Below are 20,591 nucleotides of genomic sequence, written 5' to 3'. Positions count from 1 at the left end.
GTGCACCCGGTCGCTGCCAGCTGACGTGGACGCGTGCTCGATGCCACCGCCTACCAGCAACTCGTAGACGCCGCCTAGGCAAATCGCATCGCCACCATCGCCACCGGAAAACGCCATGGACGCCACGCCCACACTGCAACCCGCACCGCAGCCTCACTGCCCAACGCTCGCCGAACTGGAACAACGCGACGATTTCATCGACCGCCACATTGGCCCCTGTGGCGGTGAAATCGCGGCCATGCTGGCCAGCATCGGTGTCGCCACGCTCGAGCAACTCATCGATCAGACGGTCCCGGCAGCGATTCGCCTGCGCTCGCCGCTGGCCCTCGCCGAGCCGCGTCCGGAGCACGAAGCTCTCGCCGCTCTGCGCGTGACAGCCATGCGCAACCGTGTTCAGCATGCAATGATCGGGCTTGGCTACGCGGATACGCTGACCCCGGCCGTCGTCCTGCGCAATGTCCTCGAGAACCCCGGTTGGTACACCGCGTACACCCCCTACCAGGCGGAGATCGCACAGGGCCGACTCGAGGCGCTGCTCAACTACCAGCAGATGATCGTCGACCTCAGCGGTCTTGAACTCGCCAACGCCTCGCTACTCGACGAAGCGACCGCCGCAGCGGAAGCGATGGCCATGGCCCGCCGCATCAGCAAGTCGAAATCCAATCGCTTCTTTGTCGACTCCGGCTGCTTCCCGCAGACCATCGACGTCATCAAGACGCGCGCCGCCTTCTTTGGCTTCGACCTCGTCCTGGGAACCCCGGACCTGGCTGCGCAACAGGAAGTCTTGGCGCCCTGTTTCAGTATCCGAACGAACTCGGGGAAGTCTGCGACCTCAGCGGAGCGATTGCCGCCGCCAAGTCGCGCGGCGCACGTCGTCGCCGTCGCCGCGGATCTGATGGCCTTGGTCCTGCTGCGTTCACCGGGGGAAATGGGAGCCGACATCGTTCTCGGCTCCTCGCAGCGCTTCGGTGTCCCGCTCGGATTCGGCGGCCCGCACGCGGCCTTTTTCGCCACCCGGGACGAGTACAAGCGTTCGATCCCCGGCCGCATCATCGGCGTCTCGATCGACAGCCGCGGCAACAAGGCCCTGCGCATGGCGCTGCAGACGCGCGAGCAGCACATCCGCCGCGAGAAGGCCAACTCCAACATCTGTACTTCGCAAGTCTTGCTGGCCAACATCGCCGGCATGTATGCCGTCTACCACGGCCCGCAAGGGCTGCGCACGATCGCCGGCCGCATCCACCGGCTCACCGCCATTCTCGCCGAGAGTCTGCGGCGTGCCGGCATCAAGGTGCTGACCCGGCATTTCTTCGACACCCTGTGCGTCGACCTTGGCGGGCACGCCCTGAGCGCCTACAAGGCCGCCATCGATGCCGGTTACAACCTGCGCCAGGTCGCTCCCGGCATCCTCGGAATCGCGGTGAACGAAAAAACGTCGCAGGCCGACATCGCCCTGCTGATCAAGCTGATCGCCGGCATAAACGTCGACCTCGGCCCACTCGACGAGCAGTTGCGACACGATGACCCCAGCCTGCCGCCGTCCTTCCTGCGCAGTGACGCCATCCTCACGCATCCGGTGTTCAACACCCACCACACCGAACACGAAATGCTGCGCTATCTGAAGAAGCTGCAGAGCAAGGACCTGGCGCTCGACCACTCGATGATCTCGCTGGGCTCATGCACCATGAAGCTCAACGCCAGCAGCGAGATGATCCCGATCACCTGGCCGCAATTCGCCGACATTCACCCCTTCGCCCCGCTCGACCAGGCCGAAGGCTACCTGCAAATGATTGGCGAGCTCGAAGATTGGCTCAAGGCAATCACTGGTTTCGACGCCATCTGCATGCAGCCCAATTCAGGCGCGCAGGGTGAATACGCCGGTCTCGTGGCCATCGCCCGCTATCACGCCAGCCGCGGCGACGCCCAGCGCCAGGTCTGCCTGATCCCGCGCTCGGCACACGGCACCAACCCCGCCACCGCGCAGATGTGCGGAATGCGGGTGGTGGTGGTCAATTGCGACGACTCGGGCAACATTGACCTCGCCGACCTTGCCGCCAAAGCGGCACAGCACGCGGCCACCCTCGCCTGCCTGATGATCACCTATCCGTCAACACACGGCGTCTTCGAGGAATCGGTGCAGGAGATTTGCGCCACCGTGCACGCCCACGGCGGCCAGGTGTATATGGACGGAGCCAACCTCAACGCGCAGGTGGGCCTGACGTCACCGGCGCTGATCGGCGCCGACGTCAGCCACATGAACCTGCACAAGACCTTCTGCATCCCGCACGGTGGTGGCGGCCCGGGAATGGGTCCGATCGGCCTCAAAGCGCACCTGGCCCCGTTCATGGCCAACCACAGCGTGCAAAGCATCAGCGGCCCGCACCAGGGCCAGGGGGCAGTGGCGGCTGCGCCATGGGATCGGCGTCGATCCTGCCAATCTCCTGGATGTATATCGCCATGATGGGCGGCAGTGGACTGACGCGCGCAACGCAGGTCGCCATTCTCAACGCCAACTACATCGCCAGTCGCCTGCGCCCGCACTACCCGGTGCTGTACACCGGCAGCCAGGGTCGGGTGGCGCACGAATGCATCCTCGACATCCGGCCGCTGAAAGTGGCCACCGGCGTTTCCGAGACCGACATCGCCAAGCGCTTGATGGACTATGGTTTTCACGCGCCGACGATCAGCTTCCCGGTGGCCGGAACGATAATGGTCGAGCCCACCGAATCAGAGTCGAAAGCCGAACTCGACCGCTTCATCGCGGCGATGACCGCCATCCGCGAAGAAATCCGCCGGATCGAAGTCGGCCACTGGCCGATCGACGACAACCCGCTCAAGAATGCGCCGCACACCCAGGCCGACATCGTCGACAGTGACTGGAAGCGACCGTACAGCCGCCAGCAAGCCGTCCTGCCCCTGCCCTATGTCGCCGAAAACAAGTTCTGGCCAAGCGTCAATCGGGTAGACGACGTGCATGGCGACCGCCACCTGTTCTGTTCCTGCGTTCCCATCGAAGAGGACCAAGAGGCGACGACCTGAAGTGGTGCCAAGCGCTCTGAACCAGGCATGGCCGCGAAGGGTCCGCTGCCGGCAATGGCATTCTGCAGCGCTGCATGAAGGCATCGCCTTATCGGCATCCGCCAGCGCTGCGGTTACGCACGCGCGGCGATTTCTGGCTACACTTTCCCCTCCCCTCTACCCCTCCCGAGGAGACAGACCATGAGTGCCCCCATCTATGAATTGTCCGCCGAGCGCCTGGAAGGCGGCGTCCAGTCACTTGGCGCCTACGCAGGCAAGGTTCTGCTGATCGTCAACACCGCCAGCAATTGCGGCTTCACGCCTCAATACGAAGGCCTTGAAGATCTCTATATGCGCTATCGCCAACGCGACTTCGAGGTGCTCGGTTTTCCGTGCAACCAGTTCGGTGCCCAGGAACCGGGCGAAGCCGACGAAATCGCCAGCTTCTGTCAGAAGAACTACGGCGTCGCCTTCCCGATGTTTGCCAAGATCGAGGTCAACGGCGCGCACGCGCACCCGCTCTACCAACATCTGAAAAAGGCCGCTCCCGGCCTCCTCGGCAGCGAGGGCATCAAGTGGAACTTCACCAAATTCCTGGTCAACCGCCAGGGCGAGGTGATTGAACGCTACGCCTCGGCGACGGCCCCGGAAAGCATCGCCAAGGACATTGAAGCCCTCCTGTGACGCCCGACTTCAGCGCCATGTTGCGCTGGCCGAACGTGCCGGCCTGCTATGGTTGGCTATCGCTCGACCAGCGCGGTCGCTGGCGAATGCGCGGTGAAGCGGTCAGCCATCGCGGCCTCCAGGATTTCCTCAATCGCCAGTACGCGCACGACGAGGACGGCAATTACTTCGTGCAGAACGGCCCGCAACGGGTCTTCGTCGACCTCGACTACACGCCGTGGGTCTTGCACCTGGCGACGCCGGATTGCTTCGCAACGCAAGTCGGCGAAATGGTCAGCGAACTGCGCGGCGCGGCCATCGACGAGGAAGGCAATCTGCTGCTCGAAATCCCCGCCGGGATCGCCCTGCTCTGCGACCGCGACCTGCCCACTCTGCTGCCCTGCCTGTATCTGGCGAACGGCGAAGTCGCCGACGACGACGCCCTGCTCGCGGCCATCGCCCAGGCAGCTGACTGCGTGAACGCGGACATCGGCCCGCTGACCCTCGTTTGGCACGCGCAGCACCTTCCGGTACGCACGCTGCGGCGATCGGATATCCCGAAACGCTACGGCTTTATTGCCTCACCGCAAGAGGCGCCGCCGGGAGTTCTTCCTTGACGCTACGGCAACTCGCTCTCGACGCCTTGCTGCTGAAAACCGCCGACGAAAAGTGCCTTGCGGTCGAACGTATCGCGCTGACCGCAGCCGCCGCGCTGGTCAGCGATGCCCAGATCGTCAGCGCGCCCGATAGCCGCCGCCTGGCCACGGAAACGCTCCCCGGCCGTAGTGCCCGGCCAGCGCTGGTACCACCAGCACAGCTCGCCAAGCGGCCGGTCACCAGCGTCGAGGGGCGCGCCGCGCTGATCCATTCGCTGGCTCATATCGAGCTCAACGCCGTCAATCTGGCGCTCGACATCGTCTGGCGCTTCGCCGCCATGCCAGCCGATTTCTATCGTGACTGGATCGGCGTCGCCGGCGAAGAAGCGCGCCACTTCGGCTTGCTGCGCGAACATCTCGAAACGATGGGCTACGCTTACGGCGACTTTCCCGCCCACGACGGCCTCTGGGCAATGGCCGAAAGAACCAGCGACGACCTCCTGGCACGCCTGGCGCTGGTCCCGCGGACGCTCGAAGCGCGTGGCCTCGACGCGGCGCCGCCGATTCGTGACAAGCTGCAAGGCGTTGGCGACCAGCGCGGAGCAGCGATCCTGGCGACCATCCTCGCCGACGAGATCGGCCACGTCGCCATCGGCAACCGCTGGTACCGCTGGCTCTGTGCGCAGCGCGGCCTGGATCCAGTGAGCAGCTACGCAGAGCTTGCGCATCGCTATCGCGCGCCCCGCCTGCGCGGTCCTTTCAACCTTGAAGCGCGCCGCGCAGCGGGCTTTGACGAAAGGGAGCTGGCAGCCTTGCAGGCGCCATGAAGCGGCACCAGAAGTGGGGACGGTGACGACCCTACCGCCCTCTTTCGGCCTGGCCGTGCTGCTGACGATGCTGGTCGCCCTGGGCCCCTTGTCCACCGACCTTTACCTGCCGGCACTGCCCACCCTGGCGCGGGCGTTCGGCAGCGATGCGGCCGGCGTGCAACTGACGCTGTCCGTCTTCCTGGTCGGTTTTGCCTTTGGTCAGCTTTTCTACGGGCCGCTTTCCGATCGCTTTGGCCGCCGGCCGCTGCTCCTCGGCGGACTGGCCGTCTATGGCCTGGCAACAATCGCCTGCATCGTGGCGCAGAGCATCGAGATGCTGATTGCCGCACGCTTCGTGCAGGCCCTCGGCGCCTGTGCCGGCCCGGTCCTCGGCCGTGCCGTCGTTCGTGACGTCTGGGGCGCGACCGAGTCGGCGCGCATCATTGCCTACATGGGCGGCGCGATGGCCATTGCACCACTGCTCGGACCAACGCTGGGCGGCTTTCTCACCGTACTTTTCGGTTGGCAATCGAATTTCGTCATCCTGCTGCTTATTTGCCTTGCCCAGATCATCGCCGTCGCCTGCCTGCTCAAAGAAAGCAATGTCCACCGACACCCGGGAGCAACGCAGCCACACCAGCTCATCGCCAACTTCCGCCTGTTGCTCGCCAACCGCAGCTATCTCGGCTACGTGCTGACTTTTTCCTTTTCCTACAGCGCGCTTTTCGCCTTCATCTCGGCTTCATCCTTCGTGCTCAGCGAAAGGCACGGGCTGACGCCCGAGGTATTCGGCATGAGCTTCGGTCTGGTCGTCGCTGGCTATGTCCTCGGCTCGCTTGCTTCCGGGAAACTTGTCCGGCGTTTCGGTGGCGACACCCTGCTCGCTTTCGGCGCCTGGCTCGGCGCTGTCGCCGGCTTGTGCATGGCGGCGCTGGAGTTCTCGGGAGCAAGCAGCATTGCCGCCATTCTCGGGCCGATGTTCTTCTGTACCGTGGCCACCGGCCTGGTCATGCCGAACGCCATTGCCAAGGCACTGGCGCCGTATCCGACAATGGTCGGGTCGGCTTCGGCACTGATGGGTTTCGTGCAGATGAGCCTCGCCGCAGTGGTCGGCGTCGCCGTCGGGCACGCACTGCCGGGTGGCGGCGGCGGCGCGCTCGCAGTGGGCGTGGCAATCTGCACGGCACTCGCGCCGCTGTCCTACATGACGCTGATCCGGCCCGGCCGCGACGCTTGAACAGGGCTGTAGCGCTGCCCGAACGCCAGGGCTGATTTCGGAATAAGATAGTTGCCTTCCGCAACCCTTCGTCGACTTTGGGGCCACCCGCTTGCTAGCCAGAGAAACCACGCCCAGCGCGATTGTCAAATACCTCGATCAATACGTCATCGGCCAGGAAGACGCCAAGAAGGTCCTCGCCGTGGCCGTTTACTCGCACTATCGGAAGATTGCCACTTTCGCACAGGACAAGGGCGCGATCGCCAAAAGCAATGTGCTGCTCATCGGACCTTCGGGAACCGGCAAGACCTTGCTCTGCGATACCCTGTCAAGGATGTTGAAGGTTCCCTTCGTCACCGCCGACGCAACTTCTCTGGCCCAGACCAAATACGTCAATGAAGAAATCGAGGCGATCCTGCAGCGCCTGCTCGACAAGGCCGACGGCAGTATCGAGAACGCCCAGCACGGCATCATCTTCATCGACGAAATCGACAAGCTGAAGGCGACCAACACGCAGTCGGGAGCGATCTCCGGCGAGAGCGTGCAACACGCGCTGCTGAAAATAATGGAAGGTTCTCCGGTCAAGCTCAAGGACAACCAGTACGTCGACACCAGCAACGTCCTGTTCATCTGTGGTGGCGCCTTTGTCGGCATCGAGAACATCATGGCCAAGACGCATGGTTTCGGATTCATCGCCACGTCGACCGACGACAACCAGAATATCCTCGATCGGCTGAACAAGCGGGTGAAGCCTACCGACCTCTTCGAATTCGGTCTGATCCCGGAGTTCACCGGCCGTCTGCCGGTGATCGCCAACCTGCATGAGCTGAGCAAGGCGATGCTGGTACGCATCATGAGCGTACCGAAGAACTCGATCTACCGGCAGTACATCGAGATCTTTCGCGGCGAAGGCGTCGACCTGCGCATCGGCCCGAAAGTCTTCGAACAGATCGCCGAAATCGCCATCGAGTACAAGACCGGCGCGCGCAGCCTGCGCGGAATTTTCGAGGAGCTGATCACGCCGATTCTCTACCTCGTCCCCGACCACCCGGAAATCGCCAGGGTTGAAATCGCCTCCCTGTTCGAGGACCCTCGCCTTGTCGGCAGGAAGTGAGCGCGCAATGGTGGTCTCGTCGCTGCCGCCTGCCGAACGCAGCACCAGCCGGGGGCAAGGCCGCGGCGGCGCCCGCGCCGCTTTGCGGATGGCTTTCCTTGCGCTTGCCGCCTTTTTGATTTTCCTGGCAGGAATCAGCATGTTCCAGGACCAGCTCCTGTACTTCCCCGAGCGGGCCAGCGTTGCCGAAATGGAGGGGGCGTCCGCTGGCCTGTCGCCCTGGCCGACGGCGTCCGACTTCCGCGGCCTGCTCGCCGAGCCCGATGGCGCAGTGCGCGCCACGGCGATCATTTTCCACGGCAACGCCGGCCATGCCGGCCACCGTCAGTTCTACGTCGGCGTGCTGACGCGGCTCGGCCTGCGGGTCATTCTCGCCGAGTATCCGGCGTACGGCCCGCGCCCCGGCGAACTCGGCGAGAAGAGCCTGGTCGCCGACGCCGAACAGACGATTGCGCTGGCGCGGCGCCACTACGACGGACCGCTGCTGATCATCGGAGAATCGCTGGGCGCCGGCGTGGCAGCGGCCGCCAGCGATGCGCAGCGCGAACTGATTGCCGGCCTGCTGCTGATCACCCCGTGGGACCGCCTCGAACAGGTCGCCGCCCACCACTACCCGCTACTGCCCGTGCAGTGGCTGCTGCGCGACCGCTATGACAGCGTCGCCCACCTGGCGACTTTCGGGCGCCCGGTCATGGTCGCCATCGCCGCCCGCGACAGCATCGTCCCTCCCCAGTTCGGGCAGGCACTCTATGCTGCCCTCAGCGAACCGAAGAGACTGGCAGTCATCGAGGGCGCCGAGCACAACGACTGGTTCACTCGCCTCGACGACCCCTGGTGGCAAGAGGCAGTGGACTTCCTGTTGTCCAGAGACGCCCAGCCGACAAGCACTCGCTAAGACCCCTGCCCAGAAACAGTCGCCGCGCGAGTCAAGCAACTCAACCCAATCTGCGTAATCTGCGTAATCTGCGGACTCAACAAGACGGGCCCTCCCTGACCGCTTGCGCCGCGCCACCCGCCACTGGCCCCGTCTTCGCTGTCAAGGCATTGATCAGATCGAGCGGCAAGGGCAGCACGACGGTGGTCGCGCGGTCGCCGGCGACCTGGGTCATCGTCTGCAGATAGCGCAATTGCATCGCCTCCGGGCGCTGCGCGAGGGTCGTCGCCGCCTCGAGCAGCGCTGCCGCCGCCTGTTTTTCCCCTTCGGCGTGAATCACCTTGGCGCGCCTTTCGCGCTCGGCCTCGGCCTGACGGGCGATGGCCCGGATCATCGATTCGTTGAGGTCAATATGCTTGATCTCGACGTTGGTGACCTTGACGCCCCAGGCGTCGGTCTGCGCGTCGAGGATTTTCTGCACGTCGATATTCAGCCGCTCGCGCTCCGCCAGCATCTCGTCGAGTTCGTGTTTGCCGAGAACGACGCGCAAGGTCGTCTGCGCGAGTTGCGAAGTCGCCATCAGGAACTGCTCGACCTGGATGATCGCCTTTTGCGGGTCGACGACGCGGAAGAAAACGACGGCGTTGACCTTGACCGAAACGTTGTCACGCGAGATCACATCCTGCGGCTCGACGTCCATGGTCACTACCCGCAGATCGACGCGCACCATCTGCTGAATGCCGGGAATGACGATCACCAGTCCCGGCCCCTTGACTTTCCAGAAACGGCCGAGCTGAAAAACCACGCCGCGCTCGTACTCGCGCAGGATGCGTAGCGAGGCGAACAGCAAAATCAGCAGCATCGGTACCAGGACGCTACCCAGGCCCAGATTGAGATCGAAGATCATGGCGTTGCTCCTTTCGATGAGGAAGAATCGTCGCTGGCCTGCACCTCGAGGATCAGACCGTCCATGCCACTGACCCGCACGCGCTGGCCTGCTGCCAGCGGGCCGCTGGCGCGCACGCGCCAACGTTCGCCGTGGACCTGTACCCAGACCTCGTCGCCGTCCACCAACTCGATTTCGCCATTGCTACCGATCATCGCCTCGCGGCCACTGACCACCAGCGCGCGGCGCGCGCGCAGCGCCATGCCGCCACCAAGCAAGACCAGTGCCGCGGAACTGGCGGCCAGGCCAAAGAGCAGCGGCAGCGGCACGCCCATGCCCGGCACATCGGCATCGAAGAGCAGCAGACCACCGGCGATGAAGGCTGCGATGCCGCCGACCCCGAGCACGCCAAAGGTCGGCGTCAACAATTCGGCGGCCATCAAGCCGATACCCAGCACGATCAGTGCCAGGCCGGCGTAGTTGACCGGCAGCATCTGCAGCGCAAACATCGCCAGCAGCAGGCAGATCGCACCGACCGTACCGGGGACGCCGAAACCGGGCGACGAGAACTCGAAAATCAGGCCGTAGATGCCGATCATCATCAGGATCAGCGCGAAACTCGGGTTGGCGATCACCGACAGCAGGCGGTGGCGGGCATCCGGCAGCAGTTCCAGCGTCGCCATATCGCGCGTGGTCAGCGTCAGCTTGCCGCTCTGCATCTGCACGCTACGCCCGTCGATCTGTTTCAGCAGGTCGGGCACGTCGGCGGCAACGACATCGATAACCTTCTCGCGCAAAGCTTCGGAAGCCGTCAGCGTTACCGCCTCGCGCACCGCACACTCGGCCCACGCGGCGTTGCGACCGTGCTGCTGCGCCAGCCCGCGGATGAACGCCGCGGCGTCGTTGATTTGCTTGGTTTTCATCGCATCAGCCGATAACGGCGCCGACGCTGGAGCCGGCTCGGAAGCTGTGGCGGGTTTAGCGGCGGGCTCGGCAGCCGGATCGGACGCCGCGCCCGCCGGCGACGGCGGGGGCGACTCCGGACGGCTCGGCGCCGCACCCGGCAGCCCGATCGATACCGGCGTCGCAGCGCCCAGCGTCGTCGCCGGCGACATCGCCGCCAGGTGACTGGCATAGAGGATGTAGGTGCCGGCACTCGCCGCGCGTGCGCCCTGTGGGCTGACGTAGGAAACCACCGGCACCGGCGAGGCGAGAATGGCCTGGACGATCTGGCGCATCGCGCTATCCAGTCCGCCCGGCGTATCGATCCGCAAAACGACCAGCGGCGCCCCCTCGTCTTGCGCACGCCGCAGGCTGCGCACAACATAGTCGGCGCTGGCCGGACCGATTGCGTCCTGCACGGTGAGCACGATTGCAGGCGCACTCGCTGGCACACTCGTCGCGGCGCGAAGCGCACCCGGCACGCCCCACATTGCCAAGAGCAGCGCCAGCAAAGCGAGCAAGCAGCGGGCCAAACGCGGCGGCTGCCCGTACTTGCCAGCAATGGACCGCCACCTTTCTGGACCACTGAACAGCGCGTTCATCTGTTCCCCCTTCAATTGGAAATAGCGGAGTCGAACACACCTCAAAATAGCCCAGGCAGGTCATCTGCGCTTTCTTTTTTCCACCGACGCGAACATCGCCAAACTTGCGCTACCATCGCAAAAGCCAAGCGACCTGGCGCTGCCCGGCCTCGCGTGGCGGCGACGATTCTCTTAGTGATAGAGGAGGATGCGGCAATGATTCTCGAACAAATCGCCACTGGCGGCTGCCAGTCCTATTTGATCGGCTGCGAGGAGACCAGCACGGCAGCGCTGATCGATCCGGAAATCAGCCAGATCGACCATTACCTCGCGCTCGCCGCGCGTGATGGCTTGCGCATCCGTTACCTGATCGACACCCATACCCACGCCGACCATTTCTCGGCAACCCGGCAGCTGGCACGGAAGTTGGCCATGCCGGTCGTGATGTACCGAACGAGCGCCGCGCCCTTCGTGGACATGCGCATCGGCGATGGTGAGATGCTGATGCTCGGGCGGCTGCGCTTGCAGGTGATGCACACGCCCGGCCACACCAGCGACTCGATGTGTCTGCAGATCGAGGACAGCGTGTTCACCGGCGACACCCTGCTGATCGGTGGAACCGGCCGCACCGACCTGCCGAGTGGCAATCCGGAGGCTCTCTACGACAGCCTCTTTCAGCGCCTTCTGAAACTCGACCCCAGCCTTAGAGTCTTCCCGGCGCACGACTACAAGGGCCGGCAAAGCTCGACCATCGGCGAGGAGATCGCCAGCAACCCGCGCCTGCAGAAGCGCGACCGCGCCGCTTTCGTCGACATGATGCGCGAGCTCAACCTGTCGATGCCGACGCATGTCACCGAGGCACTGCGTACCAATATGAGCGGTGGGAAGTCGGTCGCGCAGTTGCTCGCCGAGGCCGCAGCCAGAGTACCGTTCATCTCGCTCGCCGAGCTCAAGGCGCGCGTCGAAGCCGGTGACCAGGACTTGATCGTCCTCGATGTGCGTGAGCGCGACGCTTACGAAAGCGGCCATGTTCCCGGCGCGCGCCTGCTGCCACGCGGTCAGATCGAGTTGCGCGTCAACCAGGAGCTGCCAGACCCGACGCGGCGCATTCTCACCTGCTGCGAGCTGGGGCAGGTATCGACCCTGGCCGCAGCCACCCTGCGCGAGATGGGCTTTCCGCACGTGGTAGCCCTCGACGGCGGTATGAAGGCCTGGCGAGCGGCGGCGTATCCGTTGAACTCGGGACAAGAACCCTAGGTCAACTGGCGTACGTAATTCAGCAATGCGTCCAGTGACGGCTTCTGCCGTTTTCCCCTTTCCCCACGCACCATATATAAGGAGCAAACGATGGGACTGCACATCGGCGACGAAGCGCCGGACTTCACTGCCCAGACCACCGAAGGCACGATTCATTTTCACGAATGGATCGGCGATAGCTGGGCCATCCTCTTTTCCCACCCCAAGGACTTCACGCCGGTCTGTACCACCGAGCTGGGCTACCTCGCCCGCCTCAAGCCGGATTTCGACAACCGTAACACCAAGGTCATCGGGCTGTCGATCGACAGCGTGGACGACCACCTGCGCTGGGCCGGCGACATCGAAGAAACGCAGGGCACGGCACTGAACTATCCGCTGATCGGCGATACCGATCTGGTCGTCGCCAAGCTCTACGACATGATCCACCCTAACGCCAGCGGCAAGGCGGCCGAGCGCACAGCGGTCGATAACGCAACCGTACGCTCGGTGTTCCTGATCGGCCCGGACAAGAAAATAAAACTGACGATGACCTATCCGATGAGCGCCGGACGCAATTTTTCCGAGGTCCTGCGCGCGCTCGATGCGATCCAGCTCAACGCCAGGCACGCGGTGGCCACGCCGGTGAACTGGCGACCGGGTGATGACGTGATCATCCCGACCTCGGTTTCGGACGAAGCCGCCAAGGCCAAGTATCCAAACGGCTGGAAAACGCTCAAACCCTACCTGCGCGTCATCACCCAGCCCGAGTAGTCAGTCGCTTGCACGGCGGCGGCCGGGAAGGCATCAAGCACGCCCGCGCCGCCAGCCAGCACCAGCAAAGCCTTCAGCCGCCTGGCGCAGCCAGCCAGCGGCGCAGCCACGCGCTGCCCGCGTCGACAGCAACCGAAAGCAGGAGCATGGCGGCGATCACCGTACTCGCCTGCTCGTAATGAAATAGCGACAGCTCGACATAGAGTAGCTGCCCAAGGCCACCGGCGCCGACGAAGCCGAGAATCGCCGCCATGCGGATATTCATTTCCCAGCGGTAGAGCGAATAGGCGATGAGCTGCGACGAGACTTCCGGCAAGGTGCCGTAGAGAAAAGCGGCGGCGGCCGGCGCCCCGGCTTCGAGCAGCGCGTCGCGAGGCCGCGGCGGCGCGTTCTGCAAAGCCTCGGCGAAAAGGCGCCCGAGCACACCACTGGTATGCAGCGCCAGTGCCAGAATGCCGGCAAACGGCCCAAGGCCGGCAGCCAGGGCCATCAAGGTCGCCCACACCAATTCCGGCACCGAGCGCAGCGCGTTGAGTAGAAAGCGCGTCAGCTGCGCGCATGCCTGCCCGTAGCGCCCCGACGCCGGCAAGGCCAGCAGCAGGCCAGCCAGCGCGGCGAGCAGCGTCCCGAGAGCGGAAATGGCCACCGTCTCCAGTGACCCCCAGGCCACCTTCACCAACCAGACAGGCGAAAGATCGAGCGGGAAGAAAGCACCGAAGTAGTCGGCCATCGACGCCAGCGCCGCGCCCGTCAGCAAGGCGGCAAAGCCCAGATCAAGCCAGACGTAGCTGGCCGCCAGCGCACTGCCGAGGAGCAGCAACCACAGCAGCGTCCGTGTGCCGAAGGCCGCAGCGACGGCGCGCCCAGTGGCCTCGCCGAGCTGCCGACGCAACAGACCCGAGAGCGCGTCGGCAGCCAGCACCAGGAGCAGGAAAGTGAGCAGGATGGTCGCCGCTTCGCCGCCATTGAGCATGCGCATCGACTGGTCCATCAGCTGGCCGAGGCCACCGGCGCCGACAAAGCCCATCACCACCGAAGCGCGCACCGCGCATTCCCAGCGATAGACGGTGTAGGAAGTCAGCTCCTGCGCGGCACCGGGAAGCAGACCGTAGCACAGGGCCTGCAAGCGGCTGCTACCGGCTTCGAGCAATGCCCGTGCCGGCCGGCTGTCGCCTGATTCGAGAATTTCGGCATAGACTTTGGCCAGCATGCCGCCGTAGGTCAGGCCAAGCGCCAGGACGCCGGCCGCCGGGCCAAGGCCAAAGACACGCACGAAAAGCAAAGCCCAGACCAGCTCGGGTAGGCCACGCAACACCACCAGAAGCATCCGCAAGAGCGCCCGCGACCACTCGGCACGGCGGCGCCCCGATCCCGGACCGATGCGTGAAACCGACAAGGCCTGCGTCGTGGCCATGGCCAGCGGCACGGCGAGGACGAAAGCCAGCGCCATGCCGGCGGTGGCAATCGCCAGCGTCTCGAGCGTCGCACGGCCGAGATAGGCGAGAAACTCGCCACTGCTTGCGGGCGGCAGAAAAGCTGCCAGAAAGCCACCCATCACACGCAGGTGATGGGCTTCGAAAAGCGCCCACGGACGAAATTCGCCGATGACCCCCAGCGGCCAGAGAACGACGATCGCCAGCAGCAGAGCGGCGGCCCGCCCGGGCGCTGCCGGGTCGCGCGGGTGTTTCACCGCCAGCAGGTGCCGCGCCGTGGCGCGCCGGCTGGCAAGGGCGGCTCGCTGGCGAGCAGCGGCAAGCCGCCACCTTCGGTCGCGTAGAGCTCGCTCAACAGCGCTTCGTCGACCGCGCCGACCGGCAGATCAAAAGCAATCCGCCCCGCGCGCATGCCGACGATGCGCGGAAAACACGCCAGCGCCAGGTCGACGGCGTGCAGACTGGCGACCAGCGTCGCTCCGCGCGCCGCGGCATCACTGCTCAGCACCTGGATGGTCTGCAGTGCCAAGGCCGGGTCGAGCGCGGAAACCGGCTCGTCGGCGAGGACCAGCTGCGCTTGCTGATAGAGCACACGGGCAATGCCGACCCGCTGCAGCTGACCGCCGGAGAGCCGGTCGCAGCGATCGAAAACCCGCTCGCCGAGCTCGAGCCGCGCCAGCGCCGCGCGCGCTCCGGCGATATCGACCGGATAGGCCAGCGAAGCGATTCCCTTCCACCACGGCCACTGCCCCAGGCGACCGGCGAGAACAGCGGTCACCAGCCGCTGGCGCGGCGGCAGCGGCGGCGCCTGATGCGCCACACCGATGCGCGCGCGCAAGCAGCGCAGCGCGGCCGCCGACAGCGCCCAGGGATCGCCACCGAGCACATCGATGCGCCCCTTGCTCGGGCGCAAGGCGGCGCTGATCAGACGCAGAAGCGTCGTCTTGCCGGCTCCCGAAGGACCGACGATGGCCAGCTGTTCGCCGGCCTGCACCGCCAGGGAAATGTCGCGCAGCGCGACAAAGCCGTTGCCGTGCGTCAGCTCGACGTCATGCAGACGAAACAAGCGGCCTACTTCAGCAGGCCAGCCGCCTTCGCCGCCTGCTCGATCCCGGCGTAGTTCTCTTTCTTCGTCGGGATGAATTTCGTGGCCCTTTGCAGAGACAGGATCTCGGCGTGCTCCGGATTGCCGGCGTCGAGCTTCAGGAAAGCGGCCTCGATCTTCTTGATCAGCAGCGGATCGAGATCGCCGCGCACGGTCCAGTTGTAGTCGAAATAAGGCGGCGTCGTGGCAATCACGCGGACTTTCTCATCGACTTTCTTCTGCTCGACCAGCTTGGCCCAGACCGAGGCATTGAGCACCCCGGCGTCGGCCTTGCCCGAAGCGACGAAAGCCACCGTGGCATCGTGAGCGCCGGAAAAGGCGACGTTCTTGAAGTCGCTGTCGGCGTTGATACCCTCCTCCATCAGGAAGTAGCGCGGCATCAGGTGACCCGAGGTCGACGACGGCGAGCCAAAGGCGAAGACCTTGCCCCTGGTGTCAGCCAGGCTCTTGATGTTCGGGTCGGCAGTAATGAACTTGGAGGTGAAGCGGGCATCTTCCTCGCGCTGAACCAGCGGGATGGCAGTGCCCTGGGTGCGAATGTTGGCCTGCACATAGGTAAAGCCACCGAGCCACGCCAGATCGAGCTTGTCGCTGGCCAGCGCTTCGACAACCGCTGCATAGTCGGAGACCGGAACGAAGGACACTTTCATCCCCACTTCTTTCTCGAGATACTTGCCGAGCGGCGCGAACTTGCGCTGCAGTTCGGTCGGCGCCTCGTCAGGAATGGCCGAAACGCGCAGCACAGTGTCAGCGTCAGCAGCCACCGCGGGAGGGAAGAAAGTGCTGGCGAGCGCACAGACAAGCGCGCCCTTGAGCGCCAGACGGCGCGAGAAGTAGACCATGAGAACTCCCTGTAAAGACCGGCCACGGCACGGAGTGGGCCGCAGCCTAAACGCGGCCAGGCGTCGAAACGCGGCGGCCGCTAGCAAGAATCGAAGCGGTACCCAGACCGCGGGCGGACTATAGCCGGGCCCAGCCGATCAATCAAGCAAGCGGGGGCATTTTGCCGCTGTCGTGACGAGGTACCGCGGCGAACTCGGAAGCAAGTGCCACGCAGCGGGCGGCCAGGATTTCGGTGGGGTCGAGCAGAGCAACTGCTTGACCGACGGCGACGTCGATGGCGATCAGCGGCAGCTCGGTACAGCCAAGAATGATCACTTCGGCGCCCTGCTCGGCGAGGTGGCGAATAGCGGTCGCCAGATGCTCGCTGCACAAGCCGGAAGTGAATCCGGCCTTGACTCCCCGCTCGCCGTAGATCGCCTGCATGATCAGCTCCTGCACGGCTGCGTCGGGAACGAGCAGTTGCAAGCCTGCCGCTTCGGCGACTTCGCGATAAACGCCGCTGGCCACCGTCCCCGAGGTGGCCAGCAGCCCGACTCGACTGACGGCGGGCATCTGCGCGCGGATATGCTGCACCACTTCGGACAACATATTTACGATGGGAATGCTGAGATAGGGCTGGATGCGGTCGACGAAGGCGTGCGCCGTGTTGCAGGGAATGGCCACCGCGTGCGCGCCCCCCGCTTCGAGCTGCTTGCAAGTAGCGAGCAGGGCGATGGTCGGATCGGCGCCGCTACCGATCAAGTTGGCGGTTCGATCGGGAATCTGCGGATTCTGCTCGACCATCATCTTGATGTGATCCTGATCGCGCGCAGCGTCGGTCAGGCGCACGACTTTGTGCATGAAATCGACCGTCGCTGCCGGCCCGACGCCACCGACGACGCCGAGCTTGAACTCGCGCCGCGGCGGCGCCGCTTCGCAGCCCAGCGCATACTCGGCATAGACGAGATTGGAATCAACGACCGGAACGGCCACCAGCGAGCGCAGGGAGTCGATCAGCACCGGCACTTCGGACAGACCGGGAACGATAAGCTGCGCGCCCCTGGTGACCAGGCAGTGGCACGCCTCAGCCAGCAGTTCGACACACTCGCCACCGTGGTGCCCGGCCCTGATGCCGCTGGGACCATAGATAGCGCGCATCAGCTTGTCGGACTGAACGGCCGCATCCGGATAAACGATCGCGTACCGGGCGCCCAACTCGCGCTCGAAGATCCCTGACTTCTGCACATAGGTCGAGGTCAATACGCCGATCGTGCGCAGCGCCGGATGCTCGCGCGCCAGCCAGTCGCGCAAGGCATCGAAGAGGCTGATCACGCGTATGTCGAGTTCCGGCGTGATCTCGCGCAGGAAGGTATGCGACACGAAGCAGGGCACCAGGGCGGTATCGATGCCGCGCGCCTCCATCTCCTTGAGGGTGTCATAGACGTAGAACTTGCGTCGGCTCGGATTGTAGCTCTCGTCGGCAATGCTCGGCCCACTGTCGAAGTGACGCTGTTCAAAAGCAATGCCAACGTCACGCATTTCCGGCCGCCGCTGCGCCGCGCCGATCATTTTCAGCAGCAGGTCGGCGCCGGCAATGACGCCGAGGCCGCCGACTACCCCGTATCTGTGCTTGCCCGGGGCCTTGCCGGCATGGGTCGCCGCGAATGGCTTCTTGCTCATCGTGGCCTGACTTCTGGAACGAGCTTCAATTCATGTTGCGCCACTTGTGGTAGAAATGGCGTCGCTTCGCCTTTCACCCATGCTTCATGGCCGGCCAGGTAATAGGGCGAAAGCGGGTGCCCGCTTTGCCCCCCCGGCATATGAAAAATCGCGCGCTCTTCATGGCCGGGAGAAACAACCATACGTTCCGAGGAGCCAAACGAAGGCCCGGCGACTCGCGGCATGTTCACATCGCCATCGATGGCTTCAATCGGCGCGTCGAGGAATCTCCCGAGCGGTGGAATGAACTGACTCAGCGGGTGCTGAATCGCCGCCCTATTGCGCGCTCCCCAGGTGGCCTGCGCCAGCCGTTCCTGGCTGTCGATGCCCAGGGAATGCAAGCTCGTTTTCAAGACCTCGCGCTCGAACTCGCGCCACGAAGCAAACGGTGCCGGCAAGAGGTGAGCGGGCTTTTTCTGGATCACTTCCCACAGCACGCCCTCCCACTGGTTCGACAGCGATCCGATCTGGAGATCGGGTTGCACTTCATAGGCCGCCGCCAGCCAGGCCATGAACAGCGTGTCACGCAACAGGTAGCGATAAGCCCTGACGACGCGGTAGGCCACTGAATCACGGTGCGCCCGCAACTCCTTTTCGGAGCGCAATTGAACGAGCAAAGCCTTCGCCACGTCGTCCTGCGTATCGCCTTCGTCGGCCAGCAACTGTTCCAGATGAGCTTTCCAGCGCTCCAGCAACAAACCGCGATCATCGAGAGCGATGGCCAGAAAATCGCCTTCAGCGAAGGAATCACGGGCGAACAAGGCATCACGGATTTGTTTGGCGCGCGCGCCGAGGTCATAGCCAGCGTTGCCGATGCGCCTGAGCATCTCGCCCGAGGCAACGCGGTTGTTTGCGGTCCATAAGCGGCCGTCGGCCGGATTCATCAGCAGCGGGTATTCATCCGCGGCCAGGTAGCCTTGCCACGAACACGATCCGTCCGCGAAGCTGACCGGTTCGTCACCATCACACCCGACGCGCTCGGGAATGGCGCCAATGATCGTCCATGCCAGATTGCCGCCGCTGTCGACCAGCAGGATGTTTTGCGACGGCAGGCGTGCCTTCTTGGCAACGCCGATCGCCTCGACGACATTCTCCGTTCTCTCCAGGCCAAGAATGCCCAAATTGACGGCTTGCGTGACGTCATGGGCCAACCATTTGAGCACGAACTTTCGACCATCCGCGCCGCTCTGGGCAACCGGCCCCCAGATCGTCTTTTCAATAGCCACCCGCTGCGCGGGCTCGCCTTTGACGTCGATGGTTTCGTAAACCGTTTCCAGGGGCACTTCGCCGTGCGCAGTCAGGTAGCTTCCAGGACTCTCCTGCTCAAGGACAATCACGTCGCTGAAGTCGCCGTAGCTATTGGTGTAGCCCCAGGCGATCTTTCCGTTGCTGCCGGCGACGACAAGCGGCACCCCTGGCAAGGAAACACCGGTCACCCGATGCGCGTAGCGCTTCCGCAACTGCTCATCTTCCCCATAGCGAATCTGAATACGAAACCAGATGTTCGGCACCCGCAACTTCAAGTGCATGTCATTCTGCAGAATCGCCGCACCGTTATCGCTCAAGTCACCCGACACAGCCCAGCTATTGCTCCCCGGCAGCGGTGGATCCGGACGCTCGCGAATTTTCAGCGGCAGTTCCAGCTTTGCGGACCAGTTCCCCAGGCTGGACGCCTCCGGAATGGCAGGCGGCAGCAGCGGCTCACCCCATAGTGGCGCGTCCCACTCGCTGCCTTTGCCGCGCACGAAAGCATAAAGCGACCCGGGAACCCGTTCCTTCACGTTCAGCCGGGTCAGCTTCTTCTCGGCTGTGGACGGCTGCAGGACCAGGTACATCGAGTACGCCGTCAGTATCGTGTCCTCGGCCGTCCAGTCGACGGGCTCTGCGCGCAGCACCCAGTATTCGAACGGCTTGGAAGCGAGGCGATGCAGGCCCTCGTTCACACCCGCCACATAGGCCAACAGAATCTCCGACTCGTCGCTGGCAAGCCCGGCAACGATGGCGCGTGCCCGCGTACGCAGTTGATGAATACGAACGCCCTTGTCGGCCGCCAGCGCCATGCCGCCAAACAACGCCGACAACTCGCCGGCCGCCTGACGGCGCATCAAATCCATCTGGAAAAATCGCTCCTGCGCGTGCACGAAGCCCATCGCCCTGGCCACGGCGGGACGGCTGTTCGCGGAAAGGGTCACCATGCCCACTTCGTCGCGCGTGACGCTGACCTCCTCATCCAGTTCGGCTAGCGCCACTACGCCATCGAGAGTCGGCAAGCTGGCACGCAGTTGCCGATAGGCCCACGAGGCGCATAACGCAGCCAGCAGCAGCCCCGCCAGGAGGAGCATGCACAAAACCCCGCGAGTGGAGAACTTCGATTGTTTCTGCATGGAACGAAGTCTTTGAGTTCGACCGACAAACCAGTCTAGCAAAACACCGCGAGAACAGTGCCGCATTGACGCGCATGCTCGGGTAGTCGGCGAGCGCGCATCTCATCCTCGCCGCCAATCTCTGACGAATTCAGACGACTGCAGACGACTGCAGACGACTGCCGACGGCTGCTGCCGTTTGGCATGCTGCTGCGCTACGAAGAGCGCGTGGGCGATCACCCGTGTGGACGAAAAACCTAGCTTCCGATAGGCTGCTTCGCGGTGCGTGTTTTCATCGCCTTGCAGGCCTGCCGGGGGTATGAAATAGTCGTATCGGCACGCGGCCACCAAGCAAGCGCCGAATAGCCGCCTTGGAGAAAGTACTGAGTGTGCCCATAGGGGAACATCCGGCTCCTGAAGTTTTCATCAAATTGCGAGAAAAT

The 20,591-nt window shown here is 64.2% G+C and carries 17 protein-coding genes; 10 read left to right on the top strand and 7 right to left on the bottom strand.

Annotation, left to right across the window (positions count from 1 at the left end):
* Positions 1-115 precede the first annotated feature (115 nt).
* The 8 genes from gcvP to QZ648_RS19310 all read left to right on the top strand — a co-directional run bounded on the left by gcvP (position 116) and on the right by QZ648_RS19310 (position 8,311).
* The gene (gene gcvP / locus QZ648_RS19345; RefSeq protein WP_291998011.1) at positions 116-2,461 is read left to right on the top strand and encodes an aminomethyl-transferring glycine dehydrogenase; all 2,346 of its coding nucleotides are present in this window, start codon (positions 116-118) and stop codon (positions 2,459-2,461) included.
* Positions 2,446-3,039, top strand: coding sequence for a hypothetical protein (locus tag QZ648_RS19340; protein ID WP_291998010.1), 594 nt, complete (start codon positions 2,446-2,448; stop codon positions 3,037-3,039). The genes gcvP and QZ648_RS19340 overlap by 16 nt, the downstream gene beginning before the upstream one ends.
* A gap of 180 nt (positions 3,040-3,219) precedes the next feature.
* Positions 3,220-3,702, top strand: a complete 483-nt coding sequence (locus QZ648_RS19335) for a glutathione peroxidase (RefSeq protein WP_291998009.1) — start codon at positions 3,220-3,222, stop codon at positions 3,700-3,702.
* On the top strand, positions 3,699-4,298 hold the full coding sequence (locus QZ648_RS19330; RefSeq protein WP_291998008.1) for a DUF2946 family protein: 600 nt from the start codon (positions 3,699-3,701) through the stop codon (positions 4,296-4,298). Before QZ648_RS19335 ends, QZ648_RS19330 begins: the two co-directional genes overlap by 4 nt.
* On the top strand, positions 4,295-5,104 hold the full coding sequence (locus QZ648_RS19325) for a ferritin-like domain-containing protein (RefSeq protein WP_291998007.1): 810 nt from the start codon (positions 4,295-4,297) through the stop codon (positions 5,102-5,104). The genes QZ648_RS19330 and QZ648_RS19325 overlap by 4 nt, the downstream gene beginning before the upstream one ends.
* A 22-nt stretch (positions 5,105-5,126) precedes the next feature.
* Complete coding sequence (locus tag QZ648_RS19320; RefSeq protein ID WP_291998006.1) at positions 5,127-6,323, top strand: multidrug effflux MFS transporter; 1,197 nt, start codon at positions 5,127-5,129, stop codon at positions 6,321-6,323.
* Positions 6,324-6,414: 91 nt separating this feature from the next.
* On the top strand, positions 6,415-7,416 hold the full coding sequence (gene clpX, locus QZ648_RS19315; RefSeq protein WP_291998005.1) for an ATP-dependent Clp protease ATP-binding subunit ClpX: 1,002 nt from the start codon (positions 6,415-6,417) through the stop codon (positions 7,414-7,416).
* Positions 7,417-7,504: 88 nt separating this feature from the next.
* On the top strand, positions 7,505-8,311 hold the full coding sequence (locus tag QZ648_RS19310) for an alpha/beta hydrolase (RefSeq protein ID WP_169066122.1): 807 nt from the start codon (positions 7,505-7,507) through the stop codon (positions 8,309-8,311).
* 76 nt (positions 8,312-8,387) lie between these two features.
* Here QZ648_RS19310 and QZ648_RS19305 read toward each other — a convergent pair whose 3' ends face one another.
* Entirely contained in the window at positions 8,388-9,197 is an 810-nt protein-coding gene (locus tag QZ648_RS19305; RefSeq protein ID WP_169066064.1) for a slipin family protein, read from the bottom strand.
* The gene (locus QZ648_RS19300; protein ID WP_366144199.1) at positions 9,194-10,720 is read right to left on the bottom strand and encodes a nodulation protein NfeD; all 1,527 of its coding nucleotides are present in this window, start codon (positions 10,718-10,720) and stop codon (positions 9,194-9,196) included. The genes QZ648_RS19305 and QZ648_RS19300 overlap by 4 nt, the downstream gene beginning before the upstream one ends.
* Before the next feature lie 195 nt (positions 10,721-10,915).
* Here QZ648_RS19300 and QZ648_RS19295 point away from each other — a divergent pair, with 195 nt between their 5' ends.
* A complete protein-coding gene (locus QZ648_RS19295; RefSeq protein ID WP_291998004.1) occupies positions 10,916-11,956 on the top strand; it encodes an MBL fold metallo-hydrolase in 1,041 nt (346 codons plus the stop codon).
* A gap of 90 nt (positions 11,957-12,046) precedes the next feature.
* Positions 12,047-12,706, top strand: a complete 660-nt coding sequence (locus tag QZ648_RS19290) for a peroxiredoxin (RefSeq protein WP_169066067.1) — start codon at positions 12,047-12,049, stop codon at positions 12,704-12,706.
* A gap of 73 nt (positions 12,707-12,779) precedes the next feature.
* Here QZ648_RS19290 and QZ648_RS19285 read toward each other — a convergent pair whose 3' ends face one another.
* The 5 genes from QZ648_RS19285 to QZ648_RS19265 form a co-directional block, all read right to left on the bottom strand.
* On the bottom strand, positions 12,780-14,396 hold the full coding sequence (locus QZ648_RS19285) for an ABC transporter permease subunit (RefSeq protein WP_291998003.1): 1,617 nt from the start codon (positions 14,394-14,396) through the stop codon (positions 12,780-12,782).
* Positions 14,393-15,205, bottom strand: coding sequence for an ATP-binding cassette domain-containing protein (locus QZ648_RS19280; RefSeq protein WP_169066068.1), 813 nt, complete (start codon positions 15,203-15,205; stop codon positions 14,393-14,395). The genes QZ648_RS19285 and QZ648_RS19280 overlap by 4 nt, the downstream gene beginning before the upstream one ends.
* Before the next feature lie 5 nt (positions 15,206-15,210).
* Positions 15,211-16,086, bottom strand: a complete 876-nt coding sequence (locus QZ648_RS19275; protein ID WP_291998002.1) for a putative selenate ABC transporter substrate-binding protein — start codon at positions 16,084-16,086, stop codon at positions 15,211-15,213.
* Positions 16,087-16,228: 142 nt separating this feature from the next.
* Positions 16,229-17,746, bottom strand: coding sequence for an amino acid racemase (locus QZ648_RS19270; RefSeq protein WP_291998001.1), 1,518 nt, complete (start codon positions 17,744-17,746; stop codon positions 16,229-16,231).
* Positions 17,743-20,127 carry a penicillin acylase family protein gene (locus QZ648_RS19265; RefSeq protein WP_291998000.1) on the bottom strand — a complete coding sequence of 795 codons (2,385 nt, stop codon included), beginning with the start codon at positions 20,125-20,127 and terminating at the stop codon, positions 17,743-17,745. Before QZ648_RS19265 ends, QZ648_RS19270 begins: the two co-directional genes overlap by 4 nt.
* Between the last annotated feature and the right edge of the window lie 464 nt (positions 20,128-20,591).

The sequence above is a fragment of the Candidatus Accumulibacter sp. ACC012 genome, from assembly GCF_907163155.1.
Classification (GTDB): domain Bacteria; phylum Pseudomonadota; class Gammaproteobacteria; order Burkholderiales; family Rhodocyclaceae; genus Accumulibacter; species Accumulibacter delftensis.
This window is presented reverse-complemented; position numbering and strand designations above follow the sequence as displayed.